Below are 23,632 nucleotides of genomic sequence, written 5' to 3'. Positions count from 1 at the left end.
CCGGCGCCGACCGCGACGGGCTCGGGCTGGTGCGCCGGGGCGATGAACTGATCGTCACCGTCGGCCCGTTCCACCGGGTGCTGCCGCTGCCGTCCGCCCTGCGCCGCTGCACCGTCTCCGGCGCCGGGCTGCGCGAGGGATGGCTCCAGGTCCGCTTCACCCCGGACCCGGACCTGTGGCCGAAGCGGCTGTGAACCCGGCGCCGCCTCCGGCGGGTCCCGGGCTCTGACCCCGCCCCGCTCCTTCGGGTAACGTCGGTCACAAGCCCGGATGAACACACGGGCAGCCAGCATCCCGCCGCAGGAGTTCGCCATGAGCGATGCCACCGAGCGCCCCGCAGAGCCCCCGGACACCGAGGTGCCGGTCACCGAGATCGATCCCGACGCCTGGGAGCGGGCCTGTGCCGAGGACCTCGCCGCCGAGCGGGCCCGGCGGCGGGCCCGGCAGTCCGCCGAGGAACCGGGGAGCGTCGCCGAGGAGTTCCTCAAGCTGGCCGACGCGCTCGCCGACAAGGTCGCGGGGATCCAGACGCCGATCGCCGGTACGGCGGTTCAGGGGGCCGTACAACAATTGATCGCACAGGCGAAGGCAGCCGTGGAGCCGGTCATCGAGCGCAATCCGGATGTGTTCGAGCACCTGGCCGGCGCTGGATCCGAGCTGCTCGCCGCCTATCGCGCCGCCGTGGCCGGTCAGGAGCGGCGCTGGACCCGGGGCGCCGACGACCGTCCCAAGGGCCCTGGCGATGAGGGCGAGAGTTCGAGTAGTGAACACATCGACCTCGATTGAGCGCTCCTCCGGTACCGTTAGCCTCGGCGGGGTTCGACCAAATAACTGAGGGACTCATGGGACTCACCATCGGCGTCGACATCGGCGGTACGAAAATCGCGGCCGGTGTGGTCGACGAAGAGGGCACGATTCTCGAGACGAGCAAGGTTTCGACCCCGCAGACTCCCGAGGGGGTCGTCGACGCCATCGCCGACGCGGTGCGCATCGTGAGCGAGGGACACGACATCGAGGCCGTCGGCATCGGCGCCGCCGGTTATGTCGACGACAAGCGCGCCACCGTGCTCTTCGCGCCCAACATCAACTGGCGGCACGAGGCGCTCAAGGACAAGGTCGAGCAGCGCGTCGGCCTGCCCGTCGTGGTGGAGAACGACGCGAACGCCGCCGCGTGGGGCGAGTACCGCTTCGGCGCCGGGGTCGGCCATGACGACGTCGTGTGCATCACCCTCGGCACCGGCCTGGGCGGCGGCATCATCATCGGCGGCAAGCTGCACCGCGGCCGGTTCGGCGTCGCCGCCGAGTTCGGCCACATCAGGGTCGTCCCGGACGGTCTGCTGTGCGGCTGCGGCAGCCAGGGCTGCTGGGAGCAGTACGCCTCCGGCCGGGCCCTGGTCCGCTACGCCAGGCAGCGCGCCGCTGCCACCCCGGAGAACGCCACGGTCCTGCTGGGCCTCGGCGACGGCACCCCCGAGGGCATCGAGGGCAAGCACATCAGCGACGCCGCCCGCCAGGGCGACCCCGTCGCCATCGACTCCTTCCGCGAGCTGGCTCGCTGGGCCGGGGCCGGGCTCGCCGACCTCGCCTCGCTCTTCGACCCCTCGGCGTTCATCGTCGGCGGCGGGGTCTCCGACGAGGGCGATCTCGTCCTGGAGCCGATCCGCAAGTCCTTCCGGCGCTGGCTGGTCGGCAACCAGTGGCGTCCGCACGCCCAGGTGCTCGCCGCCCAGCTCGGTGGCAAGGCGGGGCTGGTCGGTGCCGCCGACCTGGCCCGCCAGGGCTGAGAGCCGAGGGGGGACCGTCATCGTGCCGCTCGCGGACCTGCCAGGATCCACCACCGGCCCGGACGCGGCGGTGGTCCGGGTGCTCAGCTACAACGTCCGCTCGATGCGCGACGACCGCGAGGCGCTGGCCCGGGTGATCCGGGCCTGCGCCCCCGACATCGTCTGCGTCCAGGAGGCGCCGCGCTTCTTCCGCTGGCGCAAGGCCGCCGCCTGGCTGGCCCGGGAGACCGGCCTCGTCTACACCACGGGCGGGGCCACCGCCGCCGGTCCGATGATCCTGACCTCGCTGCGCGCCCAGGTGGAGCACGCCGAGGACACCCTGCTGCCTCGCGTCCCCGGGCTGCACCAGCGCGGTTTCGCGACCGCCGTGCTGCGCTTCGGCGGCGGTCACCGGGACACCGGCGGGCCGGGGAACGGCAACGGCATCCGGCTCGGCGTGGTCAGCTGTCATCTGAGCCTCGCCGAGGCCGAGCGCTACGAGCAGGCCGGGATGCTGCTGGACCACCTGACCGCGCTGGACGTCCCGTACGCCATCGCGGCCGGTGACATCAACGACCGGCCGGAGGGCCGCGCCTTCCGCCGGATCGCGGGGAAGCTGCGGGACGGCTGGGCCACCGAGCCCTGGGGGAGCGAGGCCACCTGGACCCCCGGGAACCCGCACCAGCGCATCGACGCCGTCTTCGTCTCCGAAGGCGTGGAGATCATCGGCTGTGGGGTTCCGGCGGGGCTGCCCGGTGTCGCCGACGCGGACCTCGCAGCGGCCACCGACCACCTTCCGGTCCTGGCCGCGCTCAGGCTGCCCCGCGTATCCCCGGTCTGAGCCCACCGTCCGGAGCCTCCAGGCGCTACGGTCCGTGGCCGGGAGCCATCGCAAACGCCACGGTCCGTGGCCGGGGGCCCGTCCCGAGCGCCACGGCCCGTGGCCGGGCGTCTGCTGGGCGCCACGGCTCGGCGGCCCGACGCCCTACGGGGGTATGACCTACGGCCCGAAGCTCGCTGACTGTTACGGTTCGCGGCCCGGTGCGTGCTGGGCACTACGGTTCACGGCCCGCAGCGTGCTGAACGTATGACCTACGGTCCGGTGCCTGCTGGGCGCTACGGGTCGCGGTCCGGCGCCTGCTGAACGTCGGCCCACGGCCCATGGCTCGCAGTCGGGCCCGGGGCCGGGGCACCGGGTCAGCGGCCGGGGGCCGGGGGCCGGGGCGCCGGGTCAGACGACGGCGCCGCGCCCCGGGTCGTCGTCCTCGTCCTCGTCGTCGTCCTTCATCCGCAGCACCAGCGTGAGGAAGCCGCCCAGGAAACCCCCGACCCCCAGGGTCGTGATCCACCAGGTCATCTCCACCTGGAACACCACCACGCCGAGCAGCAGCAGCGGTCCGCCCAGCACGCCCAGCCAGGCGAAGCGGGAGGTGGTGTCCGACTCGGGGAGCGGGGGCGGCTCGGGCGGGACGAAATGGCCCTCGTCGGTCTCGTCGAAGTCGTCCTCGGACGGCTCGGCGGGCTCCCAGTCGCGGGGGCCCACGCCGGGGCCGTAGACGATGAAGCTCCCGACCGGCTTGTCGGTCTTGTCGGGCTTGGTCAGACCGCCCGTCGCCGCCGTCGCCGCCTCGCCGACCGCGTCGCCGTCACCGGGGGCGTCGTCCGAGGCGTCGGTGCCGGTGCCTTTGCCGGTGCCGGTGCCGACGCCTTTGCCGGTACCTGTGCCGGTGTCCGTGCCCGTGTCACCGTCAGTCGTCGCGGACCGGCGGTCCCGGCCCCACTCCTCGTCGAGGTTCTCGGCGGCGGGCCACCGCTCGGCGCCCGGCGGGTCCTGAGGCTCCTCCCCGTACGCGGCGACGATCGCGGCGAAGGCGGCGTCGTCATCACGCCGCGCGTCCGCCTCGTTCTCATTCGAGTCGCGCTCAGCCACTGGCCGCCGCCCCCTCCTTTCCGCTGCCCTTCCCGAGGCCGGTCCGGGTGTCTTCACCCATACCCGCCGTCAGCCGGGTGATGAACGTGTCCGTCTGCTCGAAGATGAACTCCGCGTCGTGGTCCAGGGTCGCCACGTGATAGCTGCGCTCCAGCAGCCGCTCGGTGATGTCCCGCGAGGAGACCTGGCTCAGGATGCGCTCGGAGTCGGCCGGCGGCACCACATGGTCCTGGGGGCTGTGCATCACCAGCAGCGGCTGGGTCACCTGCGGCAGCTCCGCGTCGACGACGCTCAGCAGCCGGCGCATCGAGTGCACGGCGTGCAGCGGGATCCGCTCGTAGCCCGACTCCCGCGCCCCCGGCTTGGCGATGTCGCTCACGATGCCCTTCACCGAGGGCACCAGATGGCGCAGCACCGGCAGCGCCACCGCCAGCGGATCGTGCACCTTGTTGGCCGGATTGACCAGGGCGAGGCCGCTGATCGCCGCGCCGTGCTGGGCGGCCAGCCGCAGCGCGAGCGCCCCGCCCATCGACAGACCGCAGACGAACACCCGCTCGCACGTCCTGGTCAGCGTCCGCAGCTCGCGGTCCACCTCCGCGTACCAGTCCTGCCAGCCGGTGACGGCGAGATCCTGCCAGCGGGTGCCATGGCCGGGGAGCAGCGGCAGGGAGACGGTCAGACCGCGGGCCGCCAGATGGTCGGCCCAGGGCCGCACGGACTGCGGGGAACCGGTGAAGCCGTGACAGACGAGGACGCCGATCTCTCCGCCGTCGTGGCGGAACGGCTCGGCTCCGGGCAGGAGCGGCACCACGGATCTCCGTTCACTGGGGAAGTGGGCATCGAGGTCCTCAGCGTACGCGGCGCGCCGCACAGGGGGTAGGCAGGTTAAGGTCTCCTCGTCGGATACAGGAGGTCCCGGTTGTTCTACAGCGCTATGAAGCTGTCGGTGGGTGGCGCGTTGAAGCTCACCTTCCGGCCCTGGGTGGAAGGGTTGGAGAACATCCCCGCCGAGGGTCCGGCCATCCTCGCGAGCAACCACCTCTCCTTCTCCGACTCCTTCTTCCTGCCCGCGGTGCTCGACCGGAAGGTCACCTTCATCGCCAAACAGGAGTACTTCACCACCCCCGGGGTCAAGGGGCGGCTGACGGCGGCCTTCTTCAAGGGCGTCGGGCAGCTCCCGGTGGACCGCTCCGGCTCGCGCGGCGCCGGCGAGGCCGCCATCAAGGCGGGCATCGAGGTGATCAAGCGTGGTGAGCTGTTCGGCATCTACCCCGAGGGCACCCGCTCGCCCGACGGGCGGCTCTACCGGGGCAAGCCGGGCGGTCTGGCCCGGGTCGCGCTCGCGACCGGCGCGCCGGTGATCCCCGTCGCGATGATCGACACCGAGAAGATCCAGCCCCCCGGCAAGGTCATGCCGAAGCTGATGCGGCCCGGTATCAGGATCGGCAAGCCACTGGACTTCAGCCGTTACCACGGCATGGACGGCGACCGCTTCATCCTGCGCTCGGTGACCGACGAGGTCATGTACGAGATCATGAAGCTTTCCGGCCAGGAGTACGTGGACATCTACGCGACCGCGGCCAAGCGGCAGATCGCGGAGGCGGAGGCGGCCCGGAAGCAGGCCGAGAAGGAGAAGGACAAGCACACGCCCGGCGCCTAGCGGCGCCGGCACCGGGGGTGGGGGGACGTTGACGGAGCGGTCCAGGCGTGCGCGCGCCGGAGGCGAACGTGTGGTGCGCATGTCGGTCGAACAGCCGTTGTGGCAGGCGCTGACCGTCTATCGGGTGCTCACCCTGCTCTACGCGCTCGGCCTGTGCGTCTATTCCTACGACGACTACGACCATCCGCTGGGCGCCGTCGTCTACATGGCGGTGCTGACGCTGTGGACGGCGCTCACCTTCCGGATGGTCTGCTCGGCCGAGCGCTGCACCCGGCGGTTCCTCGTCGGCGACCTCGGCATCGCGGTGGCCGGCATCCTGCTCACCCCGCTGGTGGACAACCACGACCGGATCGCCGACGGTACGCCCACCCTGCCGTCCATATGGACGATGGGCGCGGTCCTCGGCTTCGCGATCAAGGGCGGCTGGCGCTGGGGCGCCTGGGCCTCCGCCGTGGTGTGCGCCGCCAATGTGATCGAGCGCGGCAGGTTCGCCCAGGACACCATCCATATGCTGATGCTGGTGTGGGTGGCGAGCGTGGCCATCGGCTATGTGGTCGAGGTGGCCCGCGCCAGTGAGCGTACCCTCGCCCGCGCGCTGCGCATCGAGGCGGCGACCCGGGAGCGGGAGCGGCTGGCCCGCGACATTCACGACAGCGTGCTCCAGGTGCTCGCCATGGTGCAGCGGCGCGGCGCCGAGATCGGCGGCGAGGCGGCCGAACTGGGCCGGATGGCGGGGGAGCAGGAGGTCGCGCTGCGCACCCTGGTCTCCACCGGGCTGGTGACCCCGCCGCGCGGGGTGGACGGCGCGGGCGGGCCGGACACCGCACCGGACCTCGGGGGCCTCCCGGACGCCTCGGGCGCGTCGGCCCCGCCCTGTCCGCCCGGCCCCGAGCGCTCCGACGGCGGGCCCTGCGATCTGCGGGCGCTGCTGGCACCGCACGCGGGCTCCCGGGTCACCTTCTCCGAACCGGGTGCTCCGGTGCTCCTCCCGGCGGGCGTCGCAGGGGAGTTGGCCGCCGCCGTCGGCGCCGCCCTGGACAATGTGCGGGTCCACGCCGGGGAGGACGCCAGCGCCTGGATCCTGCTGGAGGACGAGCCGGACGCGGTGATGGTGACCGTACGGGACGACGGCCCCGGCATCCCCGAGGGCCGGCTGGCGGACGCGGAGGCCGAGGGCCGCCTCGGAGTGGCCCTGTCGATCCGGGGACGGCTGCGCGACCTGGGCGGGACCGCCGAGTGGATCTCGGCCCCGGGCCAGGGCACCGAGGTGGAGTTGACGGTTCCGAAGGCGTCGGCGAAGAAGGCGAAGCAGAAGGGGGAGGCGGCACGATGACCGCTCAGCACGACGGCCGGCCGGTTTCGGTGATGGTGGTCGACGACCATCCGATGTGGCGTGACGCGGTGGCCCGGGACCTGGCCGAGGCCGGGTTCGACGTGGTGGCCACGGCCGGGGACGGACCGCAGGCGGTCCGCCGGGCCAAGGCCGCCGGGCCCGACGTCCTGGTGCTCGACCTCAACCTCCCCGGGCTGCCGGGCGTCGAGGTGTGCAAGGAGGTCGTCGCCGACCGTCCCGAGCTGCGGGTGCTGGTGCTCTCCGCGAGCGGTGAGCACGCGGACGTCCTGGAGGCGGTCAAGTCCGGGGCCACCGGCTATCTGCTGAAGTCGGCCAGCACCGAGGAACTGCTGGACGCGGTGCGCCGTACGGCGGCCGGCGACCCGGTGTTCACCCCCGGGCTCGCGGGCCTGGTGCTCGGCGAGTACCGGCGGCTGGCGGGCGAGCCGGTGCCCACCGCCGCCGACCAGCCGGCCGCCCCGCGGCTGACCGAGCGCGAGACGGAGGTGCTGCGGCTGGTGGCCAAGGGGCTCTCGTACAAGCAGATCGCCGAGCGGCTGGTCATCTCGCACCGCACGGTGCAGAACCACGTCCAGAACACCCTCGGCAAACTCCAGCTGCACAACCGCGTCGAGCTGGTGCGCTATGCGATCGAGCGCGGCCTGGACGACGCCTGACGCCGTCCGGCCGAGGCGGTGACAACGCGTAACCGCTCGTAAGAGTGAAGTTGAAATCCAACTCCCTTGGGACGCACGGGAATCGGCTGACGCCCCATCCCGTGTGACCTGGATCACCGTTAGCGTGGCTTTCCATACCGGGCCCAATCACGGGATTTCACGGGAGAAGGGAAGAAACGATGCGGGTCGGAGTGCTGACCGGCGGCGGTGACTGCCCCGGGCTCAACGCGGTCATCCGCGCCGTCGTGCGCAAGGGCGTACAGGAATACGGCTATGACTTCATCGGCTTCCGGGACGGCTGGCGCGGCCCTCTCGAGAACGACACCGTCCCCCTCGACATCCGCGCGGTGCGCGGCATCCTGCCGCGCGGCGGCACCATCCTCGGCTCCTCCCGCACCAACCCCCTCAAGAGCGAGGACGGCATCCGCCGGGTCAAGGAGACCCTGGCCAAGCAGGAGGTCGACGCGCTGATCGCGATCGGCGGCGAGGACACCCTCGGCGTCGCCGCCCGGCTCTCCGGCGACTACGGGATCGCGTGTGTCGGCGTCCCCAAGACCATCGACAACGACCTCTCCGCCACCGACTACACCTTCGGCTTCGACACCGCCGTCAACATCGCCACCGAGGCCATCGACCGGCTCCACACCACCGCCGAATCCCATATGCGCGTCCTCGTGGTGGAGGTGATGGGCCGTCACGCCGGGTGGATCGCCCTGCACTCCGGGCTCGCGGGCGGCGCCAACGTGATCCTCATCCCCGAGCAGCGCTTCGACATCGAGCAGATCTGCGCCTGGGTCGAATCCCGCTTCAAGATCCGCTACGCCCCGATCGTGGTCGTCGCCGAGGGCGCGATGCCCAGGGACGGCGATGTGGTCCTCAAGGACGACACGCTGGACTCCTTCGGCCATGTCCGGCTCTCCGGAATCGGCGAGTGGCTGGCCAAGGAGATCGAGAAGCGCACCGGCAAGGAAGCCCGTACCACCGTCCTCGGCCACGTCCAGCGCGGGGGCACGCCCAGCGCCTTCGACCGCTGGCTGGCCACCCGCTTCGGGCTGCACGCCATCGAGGCGGTGCGGGACGAGGACTTCGGGAAGATGGTCGCGCTGCGCGGCACCGACATCGTCCGGGTGCCGCTCGCCGAGGCGACCGCACGGCTGAAGACGGTCGATCCCACGCTCTACGCCGAGGCCGAGGTCTTCTTCGGCTGAGGCCGTCTGGGTGCAGTACGACGATGGGCCGGGCGCGTCCCCCGCACCCGGCCCATCGTCACGCCCCCTGCGGCGTGCCGACCCCTTCGGAGCGGCGGGGCTGTTCGGGGCGCCCGTCGCGGCGGCGGGGTCCTTCGAGGTGCCCGTCGCGGCGGCGGGGCTGTTCGGAGCGCTCAGGACGTGAGGGGCTGTTCGGACCGGGGCCCCTCCAGGGGGCCTGCGGACCGGCGGGCTGTTCCGAGCGTCCTCTGGAAGGAAGCGCCTTCCGGGACGAAGGCCCCTCCGGAAGCGAAGCGCACTCCGAAAGCGAAGCGCCCTCCGGCACGAAGCGCCCTTCAGACCAGCACCGCCGCCAGCAACTCCGCCACCAGCGCCGACCCCTCCCGCGACAGCACCGACTCCGGGTGGAACTGCACCCCGGCGAAACCCGGTCCGCGCAGTGCGTGCACATCGCCGGTCACCGGGTCCCGGCTCAGCTCCACGCGGTGCATCGCCAGCTCGGTCTCCGCCGCCTCGTCGCAGCGCGCCGTGAAGGTGTTGTAGAAGCCGACGGTCGTCTCGCGCCCGAAGAAGTCGATCCGCTCCTGCGCCCCCTGGAACGGCACGTCCTTCCGCGCGATCTCCAGCCCCAGCTCGGCCGCGATCAGCTCGTGCCCCAGGCACACCCCCAGCAGCCCGTGCCGGTGCCCGGCCACCAGCCGCGCGGTCAGCGCCCGCAGGAAGCGCATCTTCGGATCGGCCGTGTCGTTCGGATCGCCCGGCCCGGGGCCGAGCACCACGGGCCCCTGATGGGCCGACGCCGCCTCCCGCAGCCCCGGTTCGTCGTACCGCCGCACGGTCACGGTCAGCCCCGAGGTGCGCAGCAGATGCGCGAGCATCGCGGTGAACGTGTCCTCGGCGTCGATCACCAGGGCATGCCCGGACAGCCCTCCGCCCTGGGGCTCCTCCGGGTGCTGCATCCGCAGCCAGAACGGCGCCAGGTCCGCCCGTCGCGCGTCCAGCGCCGCCCGCACCCGGGGATCGTCCGCGAGCCGTGGCCGCGGGCCGTCCGCCGCGGACCGCACGGGGGCCGGCCGCACGCCCAGCGCGGTCAGCACCCCGGCCGCCTTCGCATGCGTCTCGGCCACTTCGCCGCGCGGGTCCGAGTGGCGTACGAGCGTCGCGCCGACCGCCACCTCCAGGGACCCTCCGGCGCCGATGTCGGCGGTCCGGATCAGGATCGGCGAGTCCAGCGTCTGGGCGCCGCCGCCGTCCCGTCCGATCAGCGCGAGCGCGCCCGCGTAGTAGCCACGGCCGCCCGGCTCGTAGCGCTCGATCACCCGGCAGGCGTTCTGCACCGGCGATCCGGTGACCGTCGCGGCGAACATCGTCTCGCGCAGCACCTCCCGGACGTCCCAGGAGGAGCGGCCGCGCAGCTCGTACTCGGTGTGCGCCAGATGGGCCATCTCCTTGAGCCGGGGCCCGATCACCGTCCCGCCCATGTCGCCGACGGTGCACATCATCTTCAGCTCCTCGTCCACGACCATGGACAGCTCCTCCACCTCCTTGCGGTCGTGCAGGAACTCCAGCAGCCCCTCCGCGTCCGCCCCGCCCTCGGGGTAGCGGTAGGTCCCGCTGATCGGATTCATCACGACGGTCCCCCCGGACATCCGCACATGCACCTCGGGGCTGGCCCCCACCAGCGTGCGCCCGTCCGCGAGCCGCACCACATACGTCCAGTAGGCGCCCCGCTCACCGGCCAGCAGCCGCCGGAAGAGCGCGAGCGCGTCGCTTCGGCCGAACCCCGGGATCTCGCCCCGGAACGTCCGCCGGATGACGAAATTGGCGCCCTCGCCGGTGCCGATCTCGTCCTCGACGACCCGGCTCACGATGGCGGCGTACGCGTCGTCGGCCACGTCGAACGCCCCGCCCTCGACCCGCACCCGGTGCGAAGGCAGCGCCTCCAGCACCTCGGCGAGCGGCAGCTCGTGGGTCTCCCGCGGGTGGAGCACGGCCAGCGGCGTCCCGTCGTCGCGCACCTCGAACCCCCGCTCGCGGATCTGCCGGAACGGCACCAGGGCGAGCGCGTCCGCCACCGGTGCGCCGTCCTCCGGCGCCCCGGTGGGCAGCGGGATGTCGGTCAGCCGTGCGACCTCGCCGACCGGGCCGAGCAGCACCTCGACGGTGTCGGGCGCCCGGCCGGGGGTGCGTCGGTGCAGCAGGGCGAAGGGCGGTGCGTCATCGGAGAGCAGCCGTGCGACGACGGCTTGGGCGCGGGGGTTCTGCATGGCGGGTGATTCCTTCCGGAATGAGGAACGACCCGCGGAAACGCCGAAGGCCGCCCCTCGGGCGGCCTTCGCGGTGTCTGGGAGTGCGCGATTCAGCGGGCCGCCGGATGAGCGGTCCACCACCAGGTCATGGTCAGTCGCGCGTGCATGCCGAGAACCCTACAGGATCAGTTCCAGGGGTTGGCGGGCTGATCGTTGATCGCGGTCCAGAAGCGGGTGCCTTCGGGTACGTAGCCGTACGCCCAGAAGGACCAGCCACCGCTCGCCTCCAGGTTGGCGCCGTACCGGCCGTCGTGGAACTCGGCCTCCCGCCAGTCCGCGCCGTAGTACCGGGCGCAGATCGCGTCCGCGGCGGCCCGGCTGGTCAGCGACCTGCCCGACACGGGCGGCGTCGCGGCCACGGTGCCGCGTGCCCAGCCCGCGTAGAAGTCCGGGGTGATCCCGCCGGGCACGGCGCTGCCGTCGACCCGCAGGCACAGCAGGGGGAGCGTCGCCGTGGCGGCGGTGTCACCGTTGTACGCGTCGGTCGCGGAGTCCGCGCCCACTCTGATCGTGCCGTCGGTCCCCTTCGCGAGTACGGTCCAGGTCATCCCGGACGGGATGGCCGACGAGTCCGCCTGGGCGGGGGTGGCGCCCAGCGACATCAGTGCGAGCGAGGCGGCGGCCGCGAAGGCGGCGGCAGCTCGGCGGAGCAGCTTCCTCATGGGGCACTCCTTCGGATGGGGACCGGCCACGGGGGTGGGCCGGTCACCCGAAAAGCGTCCGAGGAGCGCACGGTTCCATCACCGCATCTTCACGGACTGTCCGTAAACGGCCGCAGAATGCCCGGACGCCCGCCCTTGCGCGACGCGTCCTGCGTGTGCTCGGTGCGGACCTCCGGTGCTGTTCGGTGCGGATCTCTAGTGCGCGGAGCGCTTGCCCACGGAGGTGAGGTCGATGTCGATGGTGAACGGCGCGGTGCACTTGAGCTGGTTGTGGTGGATGCCGGTCAAGGCGAAGCAGTCGTTGGCCGGGTCGCGTTCGTAGACGTAGACCACGGTCCGTCCCCTGTCGTTCTCCACCCGCCAGTAGTGCTGGATGCCCGCCTTCGCGTACTTCCGGGGCTTGGTGTCGCGGTCACGCTCCTCCGAGTCCGGCGACACGGCCTCGACGGCCAGCACGACGTCTTCGGGAACGTAGTACGTGGACGGCTCGTCGCGGTCGTACGCCTCGCTCGTCACCACGACCACGTCCGGCTCGGGGGCCTGGCGCTTCGCGAGTCGTACGGTCATCTCCCGATCGGCCCGCAGCCCGTCCGGGGCCTGCCGGTCCAGCTCCGCGACCAGCAGATTGATCACCCGGCTGTGCCATTTTTCCTGCGGGCTCACGAAGACGAGGCTTCCGTCGATGAGCTCGGTGTGCGGGGGAAGTTCAGGCAGCCGCAGAAGATCCTCGGCGGTGAATCCGCCGGGAGGTGGGATCACCCAGTCCGGCAGCGGCGCGGCGCTCATGGGGACAGCGTACGGGACTTCGGTGTCGTGGCCACCGTCCGCGGGGGCGGGCGGCGGCACGGTCGTTCGGAGGGGTCGTTCGGAGGGCGCCCGGGGCGTCGGCCGGGCCGGGGGCGCGCCCGGCGAAAAGGTGTGGTGCGAGCTCAGGGCGTGAGGGTGGTGTCTCACACCGTGGGCAAGCAGGCTGGACGGCCAGGGAGACCACGTAACCTTGTGCGGGTGACCGTGAACGCTGAAACCCACGCCGGTGGCTACACCTGGCAGTCTCTTCCCGCGGCGCAGCAGCCCGAGTGGCCGGACCGAGCGGCTCTGCGCGATGTGATCGCTGAGCTCGAGTCCTATCCGCCGCTCGTCTTCGCGGGCGAGTGCGACGCGCTGCGGAACCGCCTGGGGGCCGTGGCGCGGGGCGAGGCGTTTCTGCTGCAGGGCGGTGACTGCGCCGAGGCGTTCGACGGCGTGGGCGCCGACCAGATCCGCAACAAGCTGAAGACGCTCCTGCAGATGGGCGCCGTGCTGACCTACGCCGGATCGGTTCCGGTGGTGAAGGTGGGCCGGATCGCCGGGCAGTACAGCAAGCCGCGCTCGAAGCCGACCGAGACCCGCGACGGGGTGACGCTGCCCACCTACCGCGGCGACTCCGTCAACGGGTTCGAATTCACCGCCGAGGCGCGGATCCCCGATCCGCAGCGGCTGAAGCGGATGTACCAGGCGTCGGCCTCGACGCTGAACCTGGTGCGGGCCTTCACCACCGGTGGCTACGCGGACCTGCGCCAGGTGCACGCCTGGAACCAGGACTTCGTGAAGTCCTCGCCCTCGGGTCAGCGCTACGAGGTGCTGGCCCGGGAGATCGACCGGGCCCTGTCCTTCATGAACGCCTGCGGGGTGGACCCGGAGGAGTTCAAGACGGTCGAGTTCTTCTCCTCGCACGAGGCGCTGATCCTCGACTACGAGACGGCGCTGACCCGCACCGACTCGCGCACCGGCGAGCTGTACGACGTGTCCGGGCACATGGTCTGGATCGGTGAGCGCACCCGGCAGCTGGACGGGGCGCACATCGAGTTCGCGTCGAAGATCCGCAACCCGGTGGGGGTGAAGCTCGGCCCGACGACCACGCCGGAAGAGGCGCTGACGCTGATCGAGCGGATCGACCCGGACCGCGAGCCGGGCCGGCTCACCTTCATCACCCGGATGGGCGCGGACAAGGTCCGCGACAGGCTGCCCGACCTGGTGGAGAAGGTCACCGCCTCCGGTGCCCAGGTCGCCTGGGTCTGCGACCCGATGCACGGCAACACCTTCGAGGCGGCGTCCGGGCACAAGACCCGCCGCTTCGACGACGTGCTGGACGAGGTCAAGGGCTTCTTCGAGGTCCACAAGGAGCTGGGCACCCATCCGGGCGGCATCCATGTGGAGCTGACCGGCGACGATGTCACGGAGTGCGTGGGCGGCGGCGACGAGATCTTCGTCGACGATCTGCACCAGCGCTACGAGACGGCGTGCGACCCGCGGCTCAACCGCAGCCAGTCGCTGGACCTGGCGTTCCTGGTGGCGGAGATGTACCGGGACCAGTAGGCACCGGCGAAGATCACAAAGACGCGGGTGGGGCGCGGATCACAGGGATCCGTGCCCCACCCGCGTTGTGGGGGTCCGGCAGGGCGGGTAAGGTAAGGATTACCTCACTGATCAATCCCATCGCTGGAGAGCCCGTGTACGTCTGCTCATGCTTCGGCATCACCGAGCAGCAGGTGCGTGAGCACGCGGAGACGGGCGCCTGTACCCCGCGTCAGATCGCCGGCGCCTGCAAGGCGGGCACCGACTGCGGCTCGTGTGTGCGGAAGATCCAGGCGCTGCTGGGCCGTGGAGCCTGCCCCCGGCGCGAGGCGCTGGACCCGGTCGTCCTGACGGGCCGTGGTCAGGCGGCCACCGCCGCGGCGCCCGTCCCGGCGGCGGCCGAAGCGGCCTGACGGGCGTCCCGGCCCGGTCGGCCGGGGCGGACTGACGGGCGCGGGCCCGACGCGTTCCCCGGCCCGGTCGGCCGAGGCGGCCTGAGCCGGGTCCCGGCCCGGCCGGGCGCCCCGGATCGGTCGCTCGACCGCTCGGTCTCAGTCGCTGGGCTGCTCGATCTGCTGGGCGATGTACAGTGCCTCCCCGAGCTTCTCGACCAGTTCGAGCTGGGTGTCGAGATAGTCGATGTGGAGTTCCTCGTCGGCGAGGATGTCCTCGAAGAGATTGGCCGAGGTGATGTCCCCCTTGGACCGCATCAGCTCGACGCCCCGCTTGAGGCGGTCGATCGCCTCGACCTCCACCTGCCGGTCGGCCTGGAACATCTCGGTCACCGTCTGGCCCACCCGGACGTGGAAGAGCCGCTGGTAATTGGGCAGGCCGTCCAGGAGAAGGATCCGGTCGGTGAGCATCTCCGCGTGCTTCATCTCATCGAAGGACTCCGACCGGGTGTGTTTGGCAAGTCGAGACCAGCCAAAGTGATCCTGCATCTTGGAGTGCAGAAAGTACTGATTGATCGCGGTCAGTTCGCCGGTCAGCTGCTCGTTGAGGAACTCGAGGACCTCGGGGTCACCCTGCATCGGAGGGGCTCCTTCCAATCCGATCGGGAACGGCAGGTACCGCGCATCGTCGCATCGCGCCTGGTGGACCGTCCAGTAAGTCCATGCTTACCACCAGTTGTCCGGATGCTCGATGCCCTGGTCACGACCACCCCCGGCGGTCTGAGACCATGGAGCCCATGGGTCAGTCGGAAAGCCGCGAGGGGGAGCTCGCGAAGCTGCCCCCCGGGCAGCGACTGCAGCGCGGTTGGCCGGTTACGCACTATGGGCCGGTCCCGAAGTTCAAGCCGGACCGGTGGGAGTTCCGCGTCTTCGGTGCCACGGCGGATGGCGAAAAACACTGCTGGACGCATGAAGAGTTCTCGGCCCTGCCGTACTCGACGGTCGTGGCCGATCTGCACTGCGTCACCAAATTCAGCATGCTCGACGCCGAATGGGGCGGGGTTTCCGCCAGGGAGATCGTGGGGCTCGCACCGCCGGCGCCGGACGTCACCCATGTGATGGTGTGGGCGGAATACGGATTCAGCTCGAATCTGCGGCTGTCCGACTTCACGGCGGAGACCACGATGTTCGCGACGCACAAGGACGGGGAGCTGCTCACCGCCGAGCACGGCTTTCCGGTGCGGCTGGTGGTGCCCCATCTGTACGCCTGGAAGGGCCCGAAATGGGTGCGCGGGGTGGAGTACATGACCGCCGACCGCCGCGGTTTCTGGGAGGAGCGCGGCTACCACAACATCGGTGACCCCTGGGCGGAACAGCGCTACTCCTACCAGGAGGAGCCGGGCGACGGCCCAGAGCTCTAGGGGCGTTCGGCCGCGCCGCCGTGGCGTGGTCAGTGGTACTGGTGGACCACCGCGTGCCCCTTGCCCCGGGCGATCATCCACCTGTTGACCGGCGTGGTGACCAGGAAGGCCACCGCGAACGACAGGGCCAGGCTGAGCCAGAAGAGAACGTCGGACAGTGTCGCGTCCATCGCGCCCGGGAAGACGACGATCGTCGCGTTGTCGGCGAGCTCCATGATCGTGATCGATACGGTGTCGGCCGCCAGGGCCACCCGTAGCGCGCTGCGCATATCGAGCCCGGCCCGCAGCACGCCCCGCATCGTCAGGGAGTAGCCGAAAACGAAGGCGAGCGCGATCGCGAGGATCATGGTCGGGACGTTGTGCCAGGCCAGGGCTGTGCCGATGGCCATGCCCACGACCTCGCCGATGGCACAGCCGGTGAGGCAGTGCAGGGTGGCCTGGGCGGCCATCGACCAGTTCGCCGCGCTCCCGTGGTGCTCCTGGTGACCGGGGCCTTGGTGCCCATGACCCTGGTGCCCATGACCTTGGTGCTCCTGGTCCTGGTGCCCATGGGGCTCATGCGGTCCGCTCTGCCTGTGCTCATGCTGTCGCATGCCCGTGCCCCCAGCGGTGGTCGCGGATTTCGTTCGACCCTCGTCAACGCTTTACCCCCTGGGGGTATTCCTCAGTGCGTCGGGCGCGTTCTCAGGACACCCCGGCGCGCAACTCCTTCAGCCGGGCGACGTCCGCCGCATGCCCCTCCGTGCCGCCCGGCGTCTCGATCACCAGCGGGACCCCGTCGGTCGCCGGGTGGGTGAACAGCTCGCGGAACGGCTCCGCCCCGATATGCCCGGCGCCGATGTTCGCGTGCCGGTCCTTGTGCGCGCCGACCACGTCCTTGGAGTCATTGGCGTGGATCAGCCTGAGCCGCCCCTCGCCGATCACGGACACCAGCTCGTCCAGGGTCTGCTTCATACCGCCCGGGGCGGCGAGGTCGTGGCCCGCCGCGAAGGCATGGCAGGTGTCCAGGCAGACGCCGAGCCGGGGGTGCCGGTCGAGCGCCTCGACGTACGGACCCAGCTCCTCCACCAGTGAACACAGCGAGGTGCCCTGCCCGGCGGTCGGCTCCAGCAGCAGCCAGGGGTCGTCGTCCCGCGTCAGCTCGTCCAGCAGCGGCAGCACCCGCTCCCGCACCTGCGCGATCGCCGTGGCACGCGGACGGCCCCCGGTCGCCGAGCCGGTGTGGACGACCACGCCGAGCGCGCCGATCTCCCGGCCTCGGCGGAGCGAATGGCGCAGGGACGCGACGGAGCGTTCGGCCGTGGCCTCGGTGTGCGAACCGAAGTTGATCAAGTAGGGGGCGTGGACGTACACAGGTATCGACCGCTCGGCGCAGCCGGCGCGGAACGCCTCGTCCTGGGCGGGCGTACCGACCGGGGTGGCCCAGCCGCGCGGATTGGCGACGAAGACCTGGACGGTCTCGGCGCCGATGTCGGCGGCGTGCGCGAGGCCGACGGTGGCGAGGCCACCGGCCACACGGACATGGCCCCCGATGGGGTTGCGGATGCGGTTCGTGCTCACCCCTCCAGCATCCCAGCCGCCGGCTCCCGCCCCGGCCCTGGCCTCAAGCCAAGGAGGTCAGGAGGAGTGGCCAGGATCGCGGAAGCACCGGGAGTACACGGCGAACGAGATGAGCGGGTCGTCGCCTTCGGGCCGCTTCCTCCAGGTGGCTTCCATCTGGGTGTGTGTTTTGGTGTGCACGGCCAGAATCTCCCGGTTACGATTCCTGCTTTCGTCTGGCCCGTCCTTCACGACCCGCCATCCCTGTTTCGGCAATTGCGCCGCAAGGTTGTTCATGCCCTTTTCGAGGGTCTTGTTGTCGACATCGTAGATGGACCACGGGTGTCGAACGCTGCGATATTTTTTCGTAGCGTCGTCGCTCACTTGGCAGGAGCTGGCCATGGGGGCAAGGTCGGTCACCTTTCCCTTGATTTTCAGCATTTCGAGCAGCCTGCTGGAGAGGGTGCCGACTTCCTCTTCCACTGCTCGACTTTTGCGAACCTGTGGCTCGTATTCCAGCCCGCTCGAATTTCCGTCCATCGAGGAACACCCCACCGTCAGCATCAGGGCGCCCAGTAGCGCCAGAGTTGCGCGAACCGTCCTTCCGTTCTGTAGAGTCACTCGTGAGCCTCCTGCTTCAGTCCAACTTCGTCGTACTCGCCCACAATGACGCCGGCTTGATTTGTCAGACTCTTCGAGGCCTCATTGTCCTTGTAATCCCAGTAGCCACTATGGCCCTCGGTGTCTGTCGTCATGATATTGGCGCCGAACTCCGGATCCGAGGGAACGATCCTGTCTTCACCGAGTCCGGCCGTCTTGCCCCATCCTGGTACGCTGTCGTCTGGGGAAGCCATCGCCCAGAAGTGCTTGGGGTCGAGACCCATGTCACCGGGCGACTTTGCCTGTACGCCAGGGCTCGCTACCGTCATCACGTCATCCACCGGCAGGGGATCGTGGGCCTGGCCCCCGTGGTAAGGAGGATCGACCTTGGCGGCGTCCCCGATAACCGTAGTGCCGTAACTGTGGCCGATAAGCGTGCTGTGGCCCTTTTCTCCCGTGGCCGACTCGTGTGCCGCCGCATTGCCGTCGAGGAACTGTCGGAGACGGGGAGCCCCTTCGGCCGCCTGGTCATCGAACATGGCCTCGGGTAACACATCGTGTTCGATCATGGGCTTTACTGAGCGCGGCGCGTTGTAGTCGAACCACGTGATCGTCGACACGGAATCATTGGGACGCAGAGAAGAACTCTCCCGCCACAGCGTCTCACTCTTGTCGAGCTCGTCGTTGATACTGCGTATATCCGTCTTCGAGCCCGGTACATACACTGCGGTGTGGTCGGCAGTGTCCGGATTTCCGTTGGCGATGATGACCCTTCCGTCGCTATTCGCAAAGGGGTCGAATCCGATCAGATACGCCTCGGGAAGGTTCTTCGTCCCTGTCCTCTCGAAGCGCTTCTCGATGTTGTCCATGCCGGCTAATGCTTTGTCCAGCTGCTTGGCTCGGTTCTCGTACTTGTGGTGCCAGGCAAGCCATTCGTCGGTGTACGCCTCGGTATTGGGGCCGAGATGTCTGAATTTCGTGGGCTCGGGAGGGATCGCGTCCCGCTCCCTCTGGTACTGGGCGCGTGCCTCGCTCAGTACGGTGCGGTTCGCCTCGTCGCGCACTTCGGCCGGAAGCCCGTCCGACTTCCCCAGGCCGGCTGGATCCAGGGCGATCAGAGCCTCCTGTTGATCTTTGGACAGCCCCTTCCACCACTGGGCGGTCAACTTCGGATCGCCGTTCTTGGGCCGGTCCTTGATGGCGCCCAGATAGTTCTTCGCGGCCGTGCGAACGCCGCCGGTGTCCTTCTTGGCATCGATCCAGTCGTCGTCGGAGACCGTCAGATCGTCATCGGCCTTCAGCGACCGCAGCTTCGGCGCCCACAGCTCGTCGGCCTCCGCCGCTTCCTGGACCGCCTGGGCGATGCGGTTGGCGTACTCCAGGGCCCGGGCATGGTTCGGGTTGGGATCGAAGTTGGCTGCCTGTCGGGCAATGGCCTTGGCCGTGTCCGACGAATCACCGGCGTCCGTGAGTGGGCCCTTCGACGAGGCGTTCGCGATGCCGGAGACGTTCCCGCCCTCCGGGGTCTTGCCGTCCTCGTCCTTCTCGCCTCCCGCCGGATAGCTCACCGAACCATCCGCGTTCACCGTGAACCCCTGGTCATGCGCATCCGCCACGGCGGAGTCGAGCTTCTTCTTCGCTGCCCGGAAGTCACTCGCCATGGCGTTCAGCGCCGTACTGGCGAGACCGCACTCGACCTGGATGTAATGGAAGTTCTGTCCCAAGTTCCGCAGTTGAGTCAGGGCTGCCGATGCGGCCTCGCCTTTAAGGGTTGCCTGCATCTTGGCGGCGATCCGCTGCTCCACACTCTCCCTGGCGTGGTCCGCCATGTTGCTGACGGCCTGATAGCCATCGGCGGCGTCCTCGAACTCCGACGGCTTGAGGGACTTGAGAGTCGCGTAATCCACTGCTCCCCGTCACCTGCCCCGGCTCTCGCCGCCGACGCCTTGTCCCCCGTTGGGCTTGGTGCCGGCGCTCGCGAGGTTCATCCCGGCGTCACCGGATGCCTCGCGTTTGCGTTGCGCCCACTCCGCGTCGAACGACACGTACTCCCCCTCTGTCGCCTCACGCAACTCACAGTGACCAAAGGTTCAGCGTAGAGGGCCGGACGGGACGCCTCCATGAGTACTCGTACTCAGTCGCCCGGACCGCGACATCTCCGATTCACCCTGCCCAGCGCGGAGACTGAAGCAAGACCGACCTGGCGGTGTTGTCCGTGCAGGCCGGGGGGAGTCAGAACACGCCGCCGTCGAGCTTGATGGTGATGGTGCTGCCCTTGGGCGCCTCGTCCCCGGCCTCCACCGACTGGTCCTTCACCGTGTTCCCGGGGAACAGCAGCGCCTTGTCGACGTTCACCTTGAAGCCCGCCTCCTCCAGCTGCTGCTTGGCCTCGTCGACCTTCAGGCCCGTGACGTCCGGCACCTCGATCATCTGCGGGCCCTTGGAGACGGTCAGCGTCACCGTGTCGCCCTTGGCGGCCCGGTCGTCCGCCGACGGGGACTGCGCGGCGACCGAGCCCTTGTCCTCCTCCGAGAACACCTGGCGCTCGGCCACCTTGACCTTGAAGCCCTCCTCCTGGAGCGTGGACCGGGCCTCGGCGACCGAATCGCCCACCACATCCGGGACGTCGACCGGCCGTCCCTCGCTCACCACGATCGACACGGCCGTCTCCGGGCGGCGTACGGAGCCGGAACCCGGGCTGGTGGAGAGGACCGAGCCCTGGGCCGTCTCACTGCTGAAGCGACGCGTGACCTTGCCGACCGTCAGCCCCTGGTCCGCGATCTTCCGCTTGGCGTCGGCGAGCGGCATGCCCACCACATTGGGCACCTCGGCCCGCGGCGGCCCCTGGGAGACGCGGATGGTCACGCTGCCGCGGACGCGCTCGCCCGGTCCGGGCTTGGAGCCGATGACCTTGCCCTTGGGGACGACATCGCTGAACTCATTGACGACCTTCACATCGAGACCGGCGTCGTGCAGCTTCTTCTCCGCCTCCGCCCGGGTCTTCCGCAGCACCGGCGGAACCTCGGTGAACTGGCCGACGCTGACGTACCAGACGCCGACGCCGAGGCCGATCAGCAGCAGCACCGCGGCGACGATCGTGACGATCCCGCGGCGCGGCAGCCGCCCCCGGCCACCCCGGCCGCGCCCCTCCGGCCGGGGCGGTTCCGGGGGCAGCTCCAGGCGGCTGGTGTGGTGGAGCGGCTCCGGGTCGTCACCTGCCGCCGTCGGGCGCGGAATCACCGTCGTACGGTTCTCCGAACCGGCCGAGGTGTCCTCCTTGGCCTGCGGAGGCACCGCGTCCAGCTGGGCGTCGGTCAGCGCGGCGCGCGCCGTGCGGGCCGCGCCCAGCAGCGCGACGGCGTCGGCGGGGCGTTCCTCGAGGGTGCGCGCGGTGGCCGAGGCGACCAGGGCGTCCAGCTCCGGGGCGACCTCGGGCGCGATGGCGGACGGCGGCGGGACGTCCTCGTTCAGATGCTGGTAGAGCACCTGCGCCGGGGTGCTGCCGCCGTGCGGCTTGACGCCGGTCAGCATCTCGTACAGCACCACACCGCAGGCGTAGACGTCGGCGCGGGTGTCGGCCGTGCCGTGCTCGATCTGCTCGGGAGCGAGATACGACACGGTGCCGAGGACGGCGCCGGTGGACGCGCTGGTGTTGGTGTCCACCGCCCGGACCAGCCCGAAGTCGGCCACCTTGACCCGGCCGTCGTCGCCGATCAGCACGTTCTCCGGCTTCATGTCGCGGTGGACGAAACCGGCGCGGTGGGCCGCCCCGAGCGCGGCCAGCACCGGCTCCAGGATGTCCAGCGCGGCGCGCGGATGCAGGGCCCCGCGCCGGCGGAGCACATCGCGCAGGGTGCAGCCCGCGACGTACTCCATGGCCAGATAGACGTGGTCGCCGTCCGTTCCCTGGTCGTAGACGGCGACCACATTGGCGTGCGCGAGTCTCGCGACGGATTTCGCCTCCCGGATGAAGCGGTCGACGAAGGCGGCGTCGGAGGCGAGGCTCTGGTGCATCACCTTCAGGGCGAGCACACGGTCGAGCCGGGTGTCGACGGCCCGGTAGACCGTCGCCATCCCGCCAACGGCGATGCGCGCCTCGACGCGGTAGCGGCCGTCGAGCACCTGCCCGACGAGGGGGTCCTGGAGGGTCGTATCCACGGGGGAAGTCTACGAGGGGCCCGAATGAGCCAGGACCGGTCGCCCCGGGCGGAGCGGGACTGCAGCGGAACGGTGACACCGGTGAGTCAGTTGTGCGATGCGGCGGCGATCGCGGCCAGTTCCTCGAGGGCGGAGGTCCAGGACAGCGTGGCGTACTCGGCGTGCTTGGCCTTCGCCTCGTCGGGGACGGCCAGGGCGCGGATACCGCTCTCCGCGAACCGCAGCCGGGTGCCCCGTCCCTCGGCGGAGAGCGCGAACTCCACCACGGTCGCTTCCCCGGGGGCCGAGGGGGCGTGATCGGGTTCCAGGGCCAGCCGGAAGCGGAAGAGGGCGTCGGGGACCGCCCGCTCGACCCGGCCGTGGAACTCCCCGTGCTCGTCCCAGCGGAACCGGAGCGTCCCGCCGGGGTGCGGATCGATCTCACAGCCGCCGGGGGCGTACCAGGCGCGGATGTGCTCGGGCGTCGTCAGCACCCGCCACACCCGGTCGATCGGCGCCCGTACGTACACCTCCCGCTCGATCCGGTCGGCCACGGTCACGGTCACGGCGACCACCTCCGCCCTGTGCGCCGCACGCTGTGTGTGCCCCCCTCGGTCCACGGTAGAGGGCGGCGCCGGACGGTGGGCCCGCTGGGCCGGGCCCACTGGCGCGGCCCGCGGGATGCCGCCCGGCGGCGCGGCCTGTGGGATGCCGCCCGGCGGACACGGCGCGTCGTCCGTCACCAACGTCCCCGGACGGCAGAACTAGCCGAACGCCGGGCGCTCGGGGTCCAGGGCCGCCAGCCCCTCGGCCGGGCTGGACGCCTCGGCGAAGTGGCGGCGGGGGATGCGGCCCGCCCGGTGGGCCAGCCGACCCGCCTCCACCGCGTGCCGCATCGCCCCCGCCATCAGCTCCGGCTCCCGCGCCCGGGTGACCGCGGAGGCGAGCATCACCGCCGCGCACCCCAGCTCCATGGCCAGCGCGGCGTCCGACGCCGTGCCCGCGCCCGCGTCGAGGATCACCGGCACGGTGGCGCGCTCGACGATCAGCTGGAAGTTGTGCGGGTTGCGGATGCCGAGACCGGAGCCGATCGGGGAGCCGAGCGGCATGATCGCGGCGCACCCGACGTCCTCCAGCTTCCGCGCCAGGATCGGATCGTCATTGGTGTACGGAAGGACCGTGAACCCGTCGTCGACCAGGGTCTCGGCGGCGTCCAGCAGCTCGATCGGATCGGGGAGCAGGGTGCGCTCGTCGGCGACCACCTCCAGCTTGACCCAGTCGGTGCCCAGGGCCTCTCGGGCGAGGCGGGCGGTGAGCACGGCCTCACCGGCGGTGAAACACCCGGCCGTATTGGGGAGGGGGCGGATGCCGTGCCGGTCGAGCACGGAGAGCACCGACCCCTGCACAGTCGGGTCGAGCCGCCGCATCGCGACGGTCGTCAGCTCGGTGCCGGAGGCCAGCAGCGAGCGCTCCAGGACCTCCAGGCTGGGGGCGCCGCCCGTGCCCATGATCAGGCGGGAGCCGAACGTGGTCCCGGCGATGGTGAACGGGTCGGCGGCGACGCCGTGGGCCGCCGGGGGGTGCGCCGTCGCGGGGGCTGGGGCGGTCGTGGGGTCCGTGATGGATGTGGTGGACATGGCGGTCTTGGGGTTGGGGGTGGGCGTGCG

At 70.7% G+C, this 23,632-nt stretch carries 26 protein-coding genes; 11 read left to right on the top strand and 15 right to left on the bottom strand.

Features of this window, described 5'->3' with window-relative positions:
• The 4 genes from AXW62_RS23235 to AXW62_RS23220 all read left to right on the top strand — a co-directional run.
• Nucleotides 1-194 (top strand): ArsA family ATPase (locus AXW62_RS23235; RefSeq protein WP_442267817.1); only part of this gene is annotated, 194 nt, incomplete at its 5' end.
• Nucleotides 195-312: 118 nt separating this feature from the next.
• Nucleotides 313-786 carry a DUF5304 domain-containing protein gene (locus AXW62_RS23230; RefSeq protein ID WP_060946204.1) on the top strand — a complete coding sequence of 158 codons (474 nt, stop codon included), beginning with the start codon at nucleotides 313-315 and terminating at the stop codon, nucleotides 784-786.
• A 56-nt stretch (nucleotides 787-842) separates the two neighbouring features.
• Entirely contained in the window at nucleotides 843-1,784 is a 942-nt protein-coding gene (locus tag AXW62_RS23225; RefSeq protein ID WP_060946203.1) for an ROK family glucokinase, read from the top strand.
• A 22-nt stretch (nucleotides 1,785-1,806) separates the two neighbouring features.
• Nucleotides 1,807-2,604 (top strand): endonuclease/exonuclease/phosphatase family protein, encoded by a 798-nt coding sequence (locus tag AXW62_RS23220; protein ID WP_060946202.1) that lies wholly within the window; start codon nucleotides 1,807-1,809, stop codon nucleotides 2,602-2,604.
• 390 nt (nucleotides 2,605-2,994) lie between these two features.
• Here AXW62_RS23220 and AXW62_RS23215 read toward each other — a convergent pair whose 3' ends face one another.
• Both AXW62_RS23215 and AXW62_RS23210 read right to left on the bottom strand, forming a co-directional pair.
• Entirely contained in the window at nucleotides 2,995-3,693 is a 699-nt protein-coding gene (locus AXW62_RS23215; protein WP_060946201.1) for a hypothetical protein, read from the bottom strand.
• Nucleotides 3,686-4,501: an alpha/beta hydrolase gene (locus tag AXW62_RS23210; RefSeq protein WP_060946209.1), complete on the bottom strand. Its 816-nt coding sequence runs from the start codon at nucleotides 4,499-4,501 to the stop codon at nucleotides 3,686-3,688. The genes AXW62_RS23215 and AXW62_RS23210 overlap by 8 nt, the downstream gene beginning before the upstream one ends.
• 126 nt (nucleotides 4,502-4,627) lie before the next feature.
• Between AXW62_RS23210 and AXW62_RS23205 the strand changes: the two genes are divergently transcribed.
• The 4 genes from AXW62_RS23205 (at nucleotide 4,628) to AXW62_RS23190 (ending at nucleotide 8,571) form a co-directional block, all read left to right on the top strand.
• Entirely contained in the window at nucleotides 4,628-5,353 is a 726-nt protein-coding gene (locus AXW62_RS23205; protein ID WP_060946200.1) for a lysophospholipid acyltransferase family protein, read from the top strand.
• A 79-nt stretch (nucleotides 5,354-5,432) separates the two neighbouring features.
• Entirely contained in the window at nucleotides 5,433-6,686 is a 1,254-nt protein-coding gene (gene macS / locus AXW62_RS23200; RefSeq protein ID WP_060946208.1) for a MacS family sensor histidine kinase, read from the top strand.
• Complete coding sequence (locus AXW62_RS23195; RefSeq protein ID WP_030831531.1) at nucleotides 6,683-7,363, top strand: response regulator; 681 nt, start codon at nucleotides 6,683-6,685, stop codon at nucleotides 7,361-7,363. The genes macS and AXW62_RS23195 overlap by 4 nt, the downstream gene beginning before the upstream one ends.
• A 179-nt stretch (nucleotides 7,364-7,542) precedes the next feature.
• Nucleotides 7,543-8,571, top strand: a complete 1,029-nt coding sequence (locus AXW62_RS23190) for a 6-phosphofructokinase (RefSeq protein WP_060946199.1) — start codon at nucleotides 7,543-7,545, stop codon at nucleotides 8,569-8,571.
• Nucleotides 8,572-8,906: 335 nt separating this feature from the next.
• On the opposite strand, the gene AXW62_RS23185 is transcribed toward AXW62_RS23190, so the two are convergent.
• The 4 genes from AXW62_RS23185 to AXW62_RS23175 form a co-directional block, all read right to left on the bottom strand.
• Nucleotides 8,907-10,838, bottom strand: a complete 1,932-nt coding sequence (locus AXW62_RS23185; protein ID WP_060946198.1) for an anthranilate synthase family protein — start codon at nucleotides 10,836-10,838, stop codon at nucleotides 8,907-8,909.
• A 92-nt stretch (nucleotides 10,839-10,930) separates the two neighbouring features.
• Nucleotides 10,931-10,987, bottom strand: coding sequence for a trp operon leader peptide (locus AXW62_RS47550; RefSeq protein ID WP_488186596.1), 57 nt, complete (start codon nucleotides 10,985-10,987; stop codon nucleotides 10,931-10,933).
• Between the two features lie 18 nt (nucleotides 10,988-11,005).
• Nucleotides 11,006-11,542, bottom strand: a complete 537-nt coding sequence (locus AXW62_RS23180) for a hypothetical protein (protein ID WP_060946197.1) — start codon at nucleotides 11,540-11,542, stop codon at nucleotides 11,006-11,008.
• Between the two features lie 195 nt (nucleotides 11,543-11,737).
• A complete protein-coding gene (locus tag AXW62_RS23175; RefSeq protein ID WP_030831540.1) occupies nucleotides 11,738-12,328 on the bottom strand; it encodes a Uma2 family endonuclease in 591 nt (196 codons plus the stop codon).
• A gap of 219 nt (nucleotides 12,329-12,547) precedes the next feature.
• Here AXW62_RS23175 and AXW62_RS23170 point away from each other — a divergent pair, with 219 nt between their 5' ends.
• Nucleotides 12,548-13,897: a class II 3-deoxy-7-phosphoheptulonate synthase gene (locus tag AXW62_RS23170; protein WP_030831543.1), complete on the top strand. Its 1,350-nt coding sequence runs from the start codon at nucleotides 12,548-12,550 to the stop codon at nucleotides 13,895-13,897.
• A gap of 134 nt (nucleotides 13,898-14,031) precedes the next feature.
• Nucleotides 14,032-14,289 carry a (2Fe-2S)-binding protein gene (locus AXW62_RS23165; RefSeq protein ID WP_060946196.1) on the top strand — a complete coding sequence of 86 codons (258 nt, stop codon included), beginning with the start codon at nucleotides 14,032-14,034 and terminating at the stop codon, nucleotides 14,287-14,289.
• Between the two features lie 138 nt (nucleotides 14,290-14,427).
• Here the strand turns inward: AXW62_RS23165 and bfr are convergent, their stop codons facing one another.
• Complete coding sequence (gene bfr, locus AXW62_RS23160) at nucleotides 14,428-14,907, bottom strand: bacterioferritin (RefSeq protein ID WP_030831554.1); 480 nt, start codon at nucleotides 14,905-14,907, stop codon at nucleotides 14,428-14,430.
• A 158-nt stretch (nucleotides 14,908-15,065) separates the two neighbouring features.
• Between bfr and AXW62_RS23155 the strand changes: the two genes are divergently transcribed.
• On the top strand, nucleotides 15,066-15,689 hold the full coding sequence (locus tag AXW62_RS23155) for a sulfite oxidase-like oxidoreductase (protein WP_060946195.1): 624 nt from the start codon (nucleotides 15,066-15,068) through the stop codon (nucleotides 15,687-15,689).
• A gap of 29 nt (nucleotides 15,690-15,718) precedes the next feature.
• On the opposite strand, the gene AXW62_RS23150 is transcribed toward AXW62_RS23155, so the two are convergent.
• The 8 genes from AXW62_RS23150 to AXW62_RS23120 form a co-directional block, all read right to left on the bottom strand.
• Nucleotides 15,719-16,282, bottom strand: a complete 564-nt coding sequence (locus AXW62_RS23150; protein WP_063817638.1) for a DUF4396 domain-containing protein — start codon at nucleotides 16,280-16,282, stop codon at nucleotides 15,719-15,721.
• A gap of 91 nt (nucleotides 16,283-16,373) precedes the next feature.
• The gene (locus AXW62_RS23145; RefSeq protein WP_060946193.1) at nucleotides 16,374-17,249 is read right to left on the bottom strand and encodes a deoxyribonuclease IV; all 876 of its coding nucleotides are present in this window, start codon (nucleotides 17,247-17,249) and stop codon (nucleotides 16,374-16,376) included.
• A gap of 57 nt (nucleotides 17,250-17,306) precedes the next feature.
• A complete protein-coding gene (locus tag AXW62_RS23140; protein ID WP_143712823.1) occupies nucleotides 17,307-17,849 on the bottom strand; it encodes a hypothetical protein in 543 nt (180 codons plus the stop codon).
• Nucleotides 17,846-19,735, bottom strand: a complete 1,890-nt coding sequence (locus tag AXW62_RS23135; RefSeq protein WP_060946191.1) for an alpha/beta hydrolase — start codon at nucleotides 19,733-19,735, stop codon at nucleotides 17,846-17,848. The genes AXW62_RS23140 and AXW62_RS23135 overlap by 4 nt, the downstream gene beginning before the upstream one ends.
• Nucleotides 19,736-19,744: 9 nt before the next feature.
• On the bottom strand, nucleotides 19,745-19,900 hold the full coding sequence (locus AXW62_RS44070) for a hypothetical protein (protein ID WP_159060940.1): 156 nt from the start codon (nucleotides 19,898-19,900) through the stop codon (nucleotides 19,745-19,747).
• Nucleotides 19,901-20,060: 160 nt separating this feature from the next.
• Nucleotides 20,061-21,986: a Stk1 family PASTA domain-containing Ser/Thr kinase gene (pknB, locus tag AXW62_RS23130; protein ID WP_079115746.1), complete on the bottom strand. Its 1,926-nt coding sequence runs from the start codon at nucleotides 21,984-21,986 to the stop codon at nucleotides 20,061-20,063.
• An 86-nt stretch (nucleotides 21,987-22,072) separates the two neighbouring features.
• A complete protein-coding gene (locus AXW62_RS23125; RefSeq protein ID WP_060946207.1) occupies nucleotides 22,073-22,531 on the bottom strand; it encodes an SRPBCC domain-containing protein in 459 nt (152 codons plus the stop codon).
• A 198-nt stretch (nucleotides 22,532-22,729) separates the two neighbouring features.
• On the bottom strand, nucleotides 22,730-23,602 hold the full coding sequence (locus AXW62_RS23120) for a thiazole synthase (protein ID WP_079115747.1): 873 nt from the start codon (nucleotides 23,600-23,602) through the stop codon (nucleotides 22,730-22,732).
• Nucleotides 23,603-23,632 lie beyond the last annotated feature (30 nt).

The sequence above is a fragment of the Streptomyces hygroscopicus subsp. hygroscopicus genome (assembly GCF_001553455.1).
Classification (GTDB): domain Bacteria; phylum Actinomycetota; class Actinomycetes; order Streptomycetales; family Streptomycetaceae; genus Streptomyces; species Streptomyces hygroscopicus.
The sequence above is the reverse complement of the archived record's forward strand: the minus strand, read 5'-3'. Positions and strand labels throughout refer to the sequence as shown.

Coding starts and splice junctions, on each gene's coding strand:
- AXW62_RS23185 (WP_060946198.1), bottom strand. CDS start 10,838: ATGCAGAACCCCCGCGCCCAAGCCGTCGTCGCACGGCTGCTCTCCGAT.
- AXW62_RS23150 (WP_063817638.1), bottom strand. CDS start 16,282: ATGCGACAGCATGAGCACAGGCAGAGCGGACCGCATGAGCCCCATGGG.
- AXW62_RS23155 (WP_060946195.1), top strand. CDS start 15,066: ATGGGTCAGTCGGAAAGCCGCGAGGGGGAGCTCGCGAAGCTGCCCCCC.
- AXW62_RS23190 (WP_060946199.1), top strand. CDS start 7,543: ATGCGGGTCGGAGTGCTGACCGGCGGCGGTGACTGCCCCGGGCTCAAC.
- bfr (WP_030831554.1), bottom strand. CDS start 14,907: ATGCAGGGTGACCCCGAGGTCCTCGAGTTCCTCAACGAGCAGCTGACC.
- AXW62_RS23225 (WP_060946203.1), top strand. CDS start 843: ATGGGACTCACCATCGGCGTCGACATCGGCGGTACGAAAATCGCGGCC.
- AXW62_RS23230 (WP_060946204.1), top strand. CDS start 313: ATGAGCGATGCCACCGAGCGCCCCGCAGAGCCCCCGGACACCGAGGTG.
- AXW62_RS23180 (WP_060946197.1), bottom strand. CDS start 11,542: ATGAGGAAGCTGCTCCGCCGAGCTGCCGCCGCCTTCGCGGCCGCCGCC.
- AXW62_RS23175 (WP_030831540.1), bottom strand. CDS start 12,328: ATGAGCGCCGCGCCGCTGCCGGACTGGGTGATCCCACCTCCCGGCGGA.
- AXW62_RS23120 (WP_079115747.1), bottom strand. CDS start 23,602: ATGTCCACCACATCCATCACGGACCCCACGACCGCCCCAGCCCCCGCG.
- macS (WP_060946208.1), top strand. CDS start 5,433: ATGTCGGTCGAACAGCCGTTGTGGCAGGCGCTGACCGTCTATCGGGTG.
- AXW62_RS23205 (WP_060946200.1), top strand. CDS start 4,628: ATGAAGCTGTCGGTGGGTGGCGCGTTGAAGCTCACCTTCCGGCCCTGG.
- AXW62_RS23195 (WP_030831531.1), top strand. CDS start 6,683: ATGACCGCTCAGCACGACGGCCGGCCGGTTTCGGTGATGGTGGTCGAC.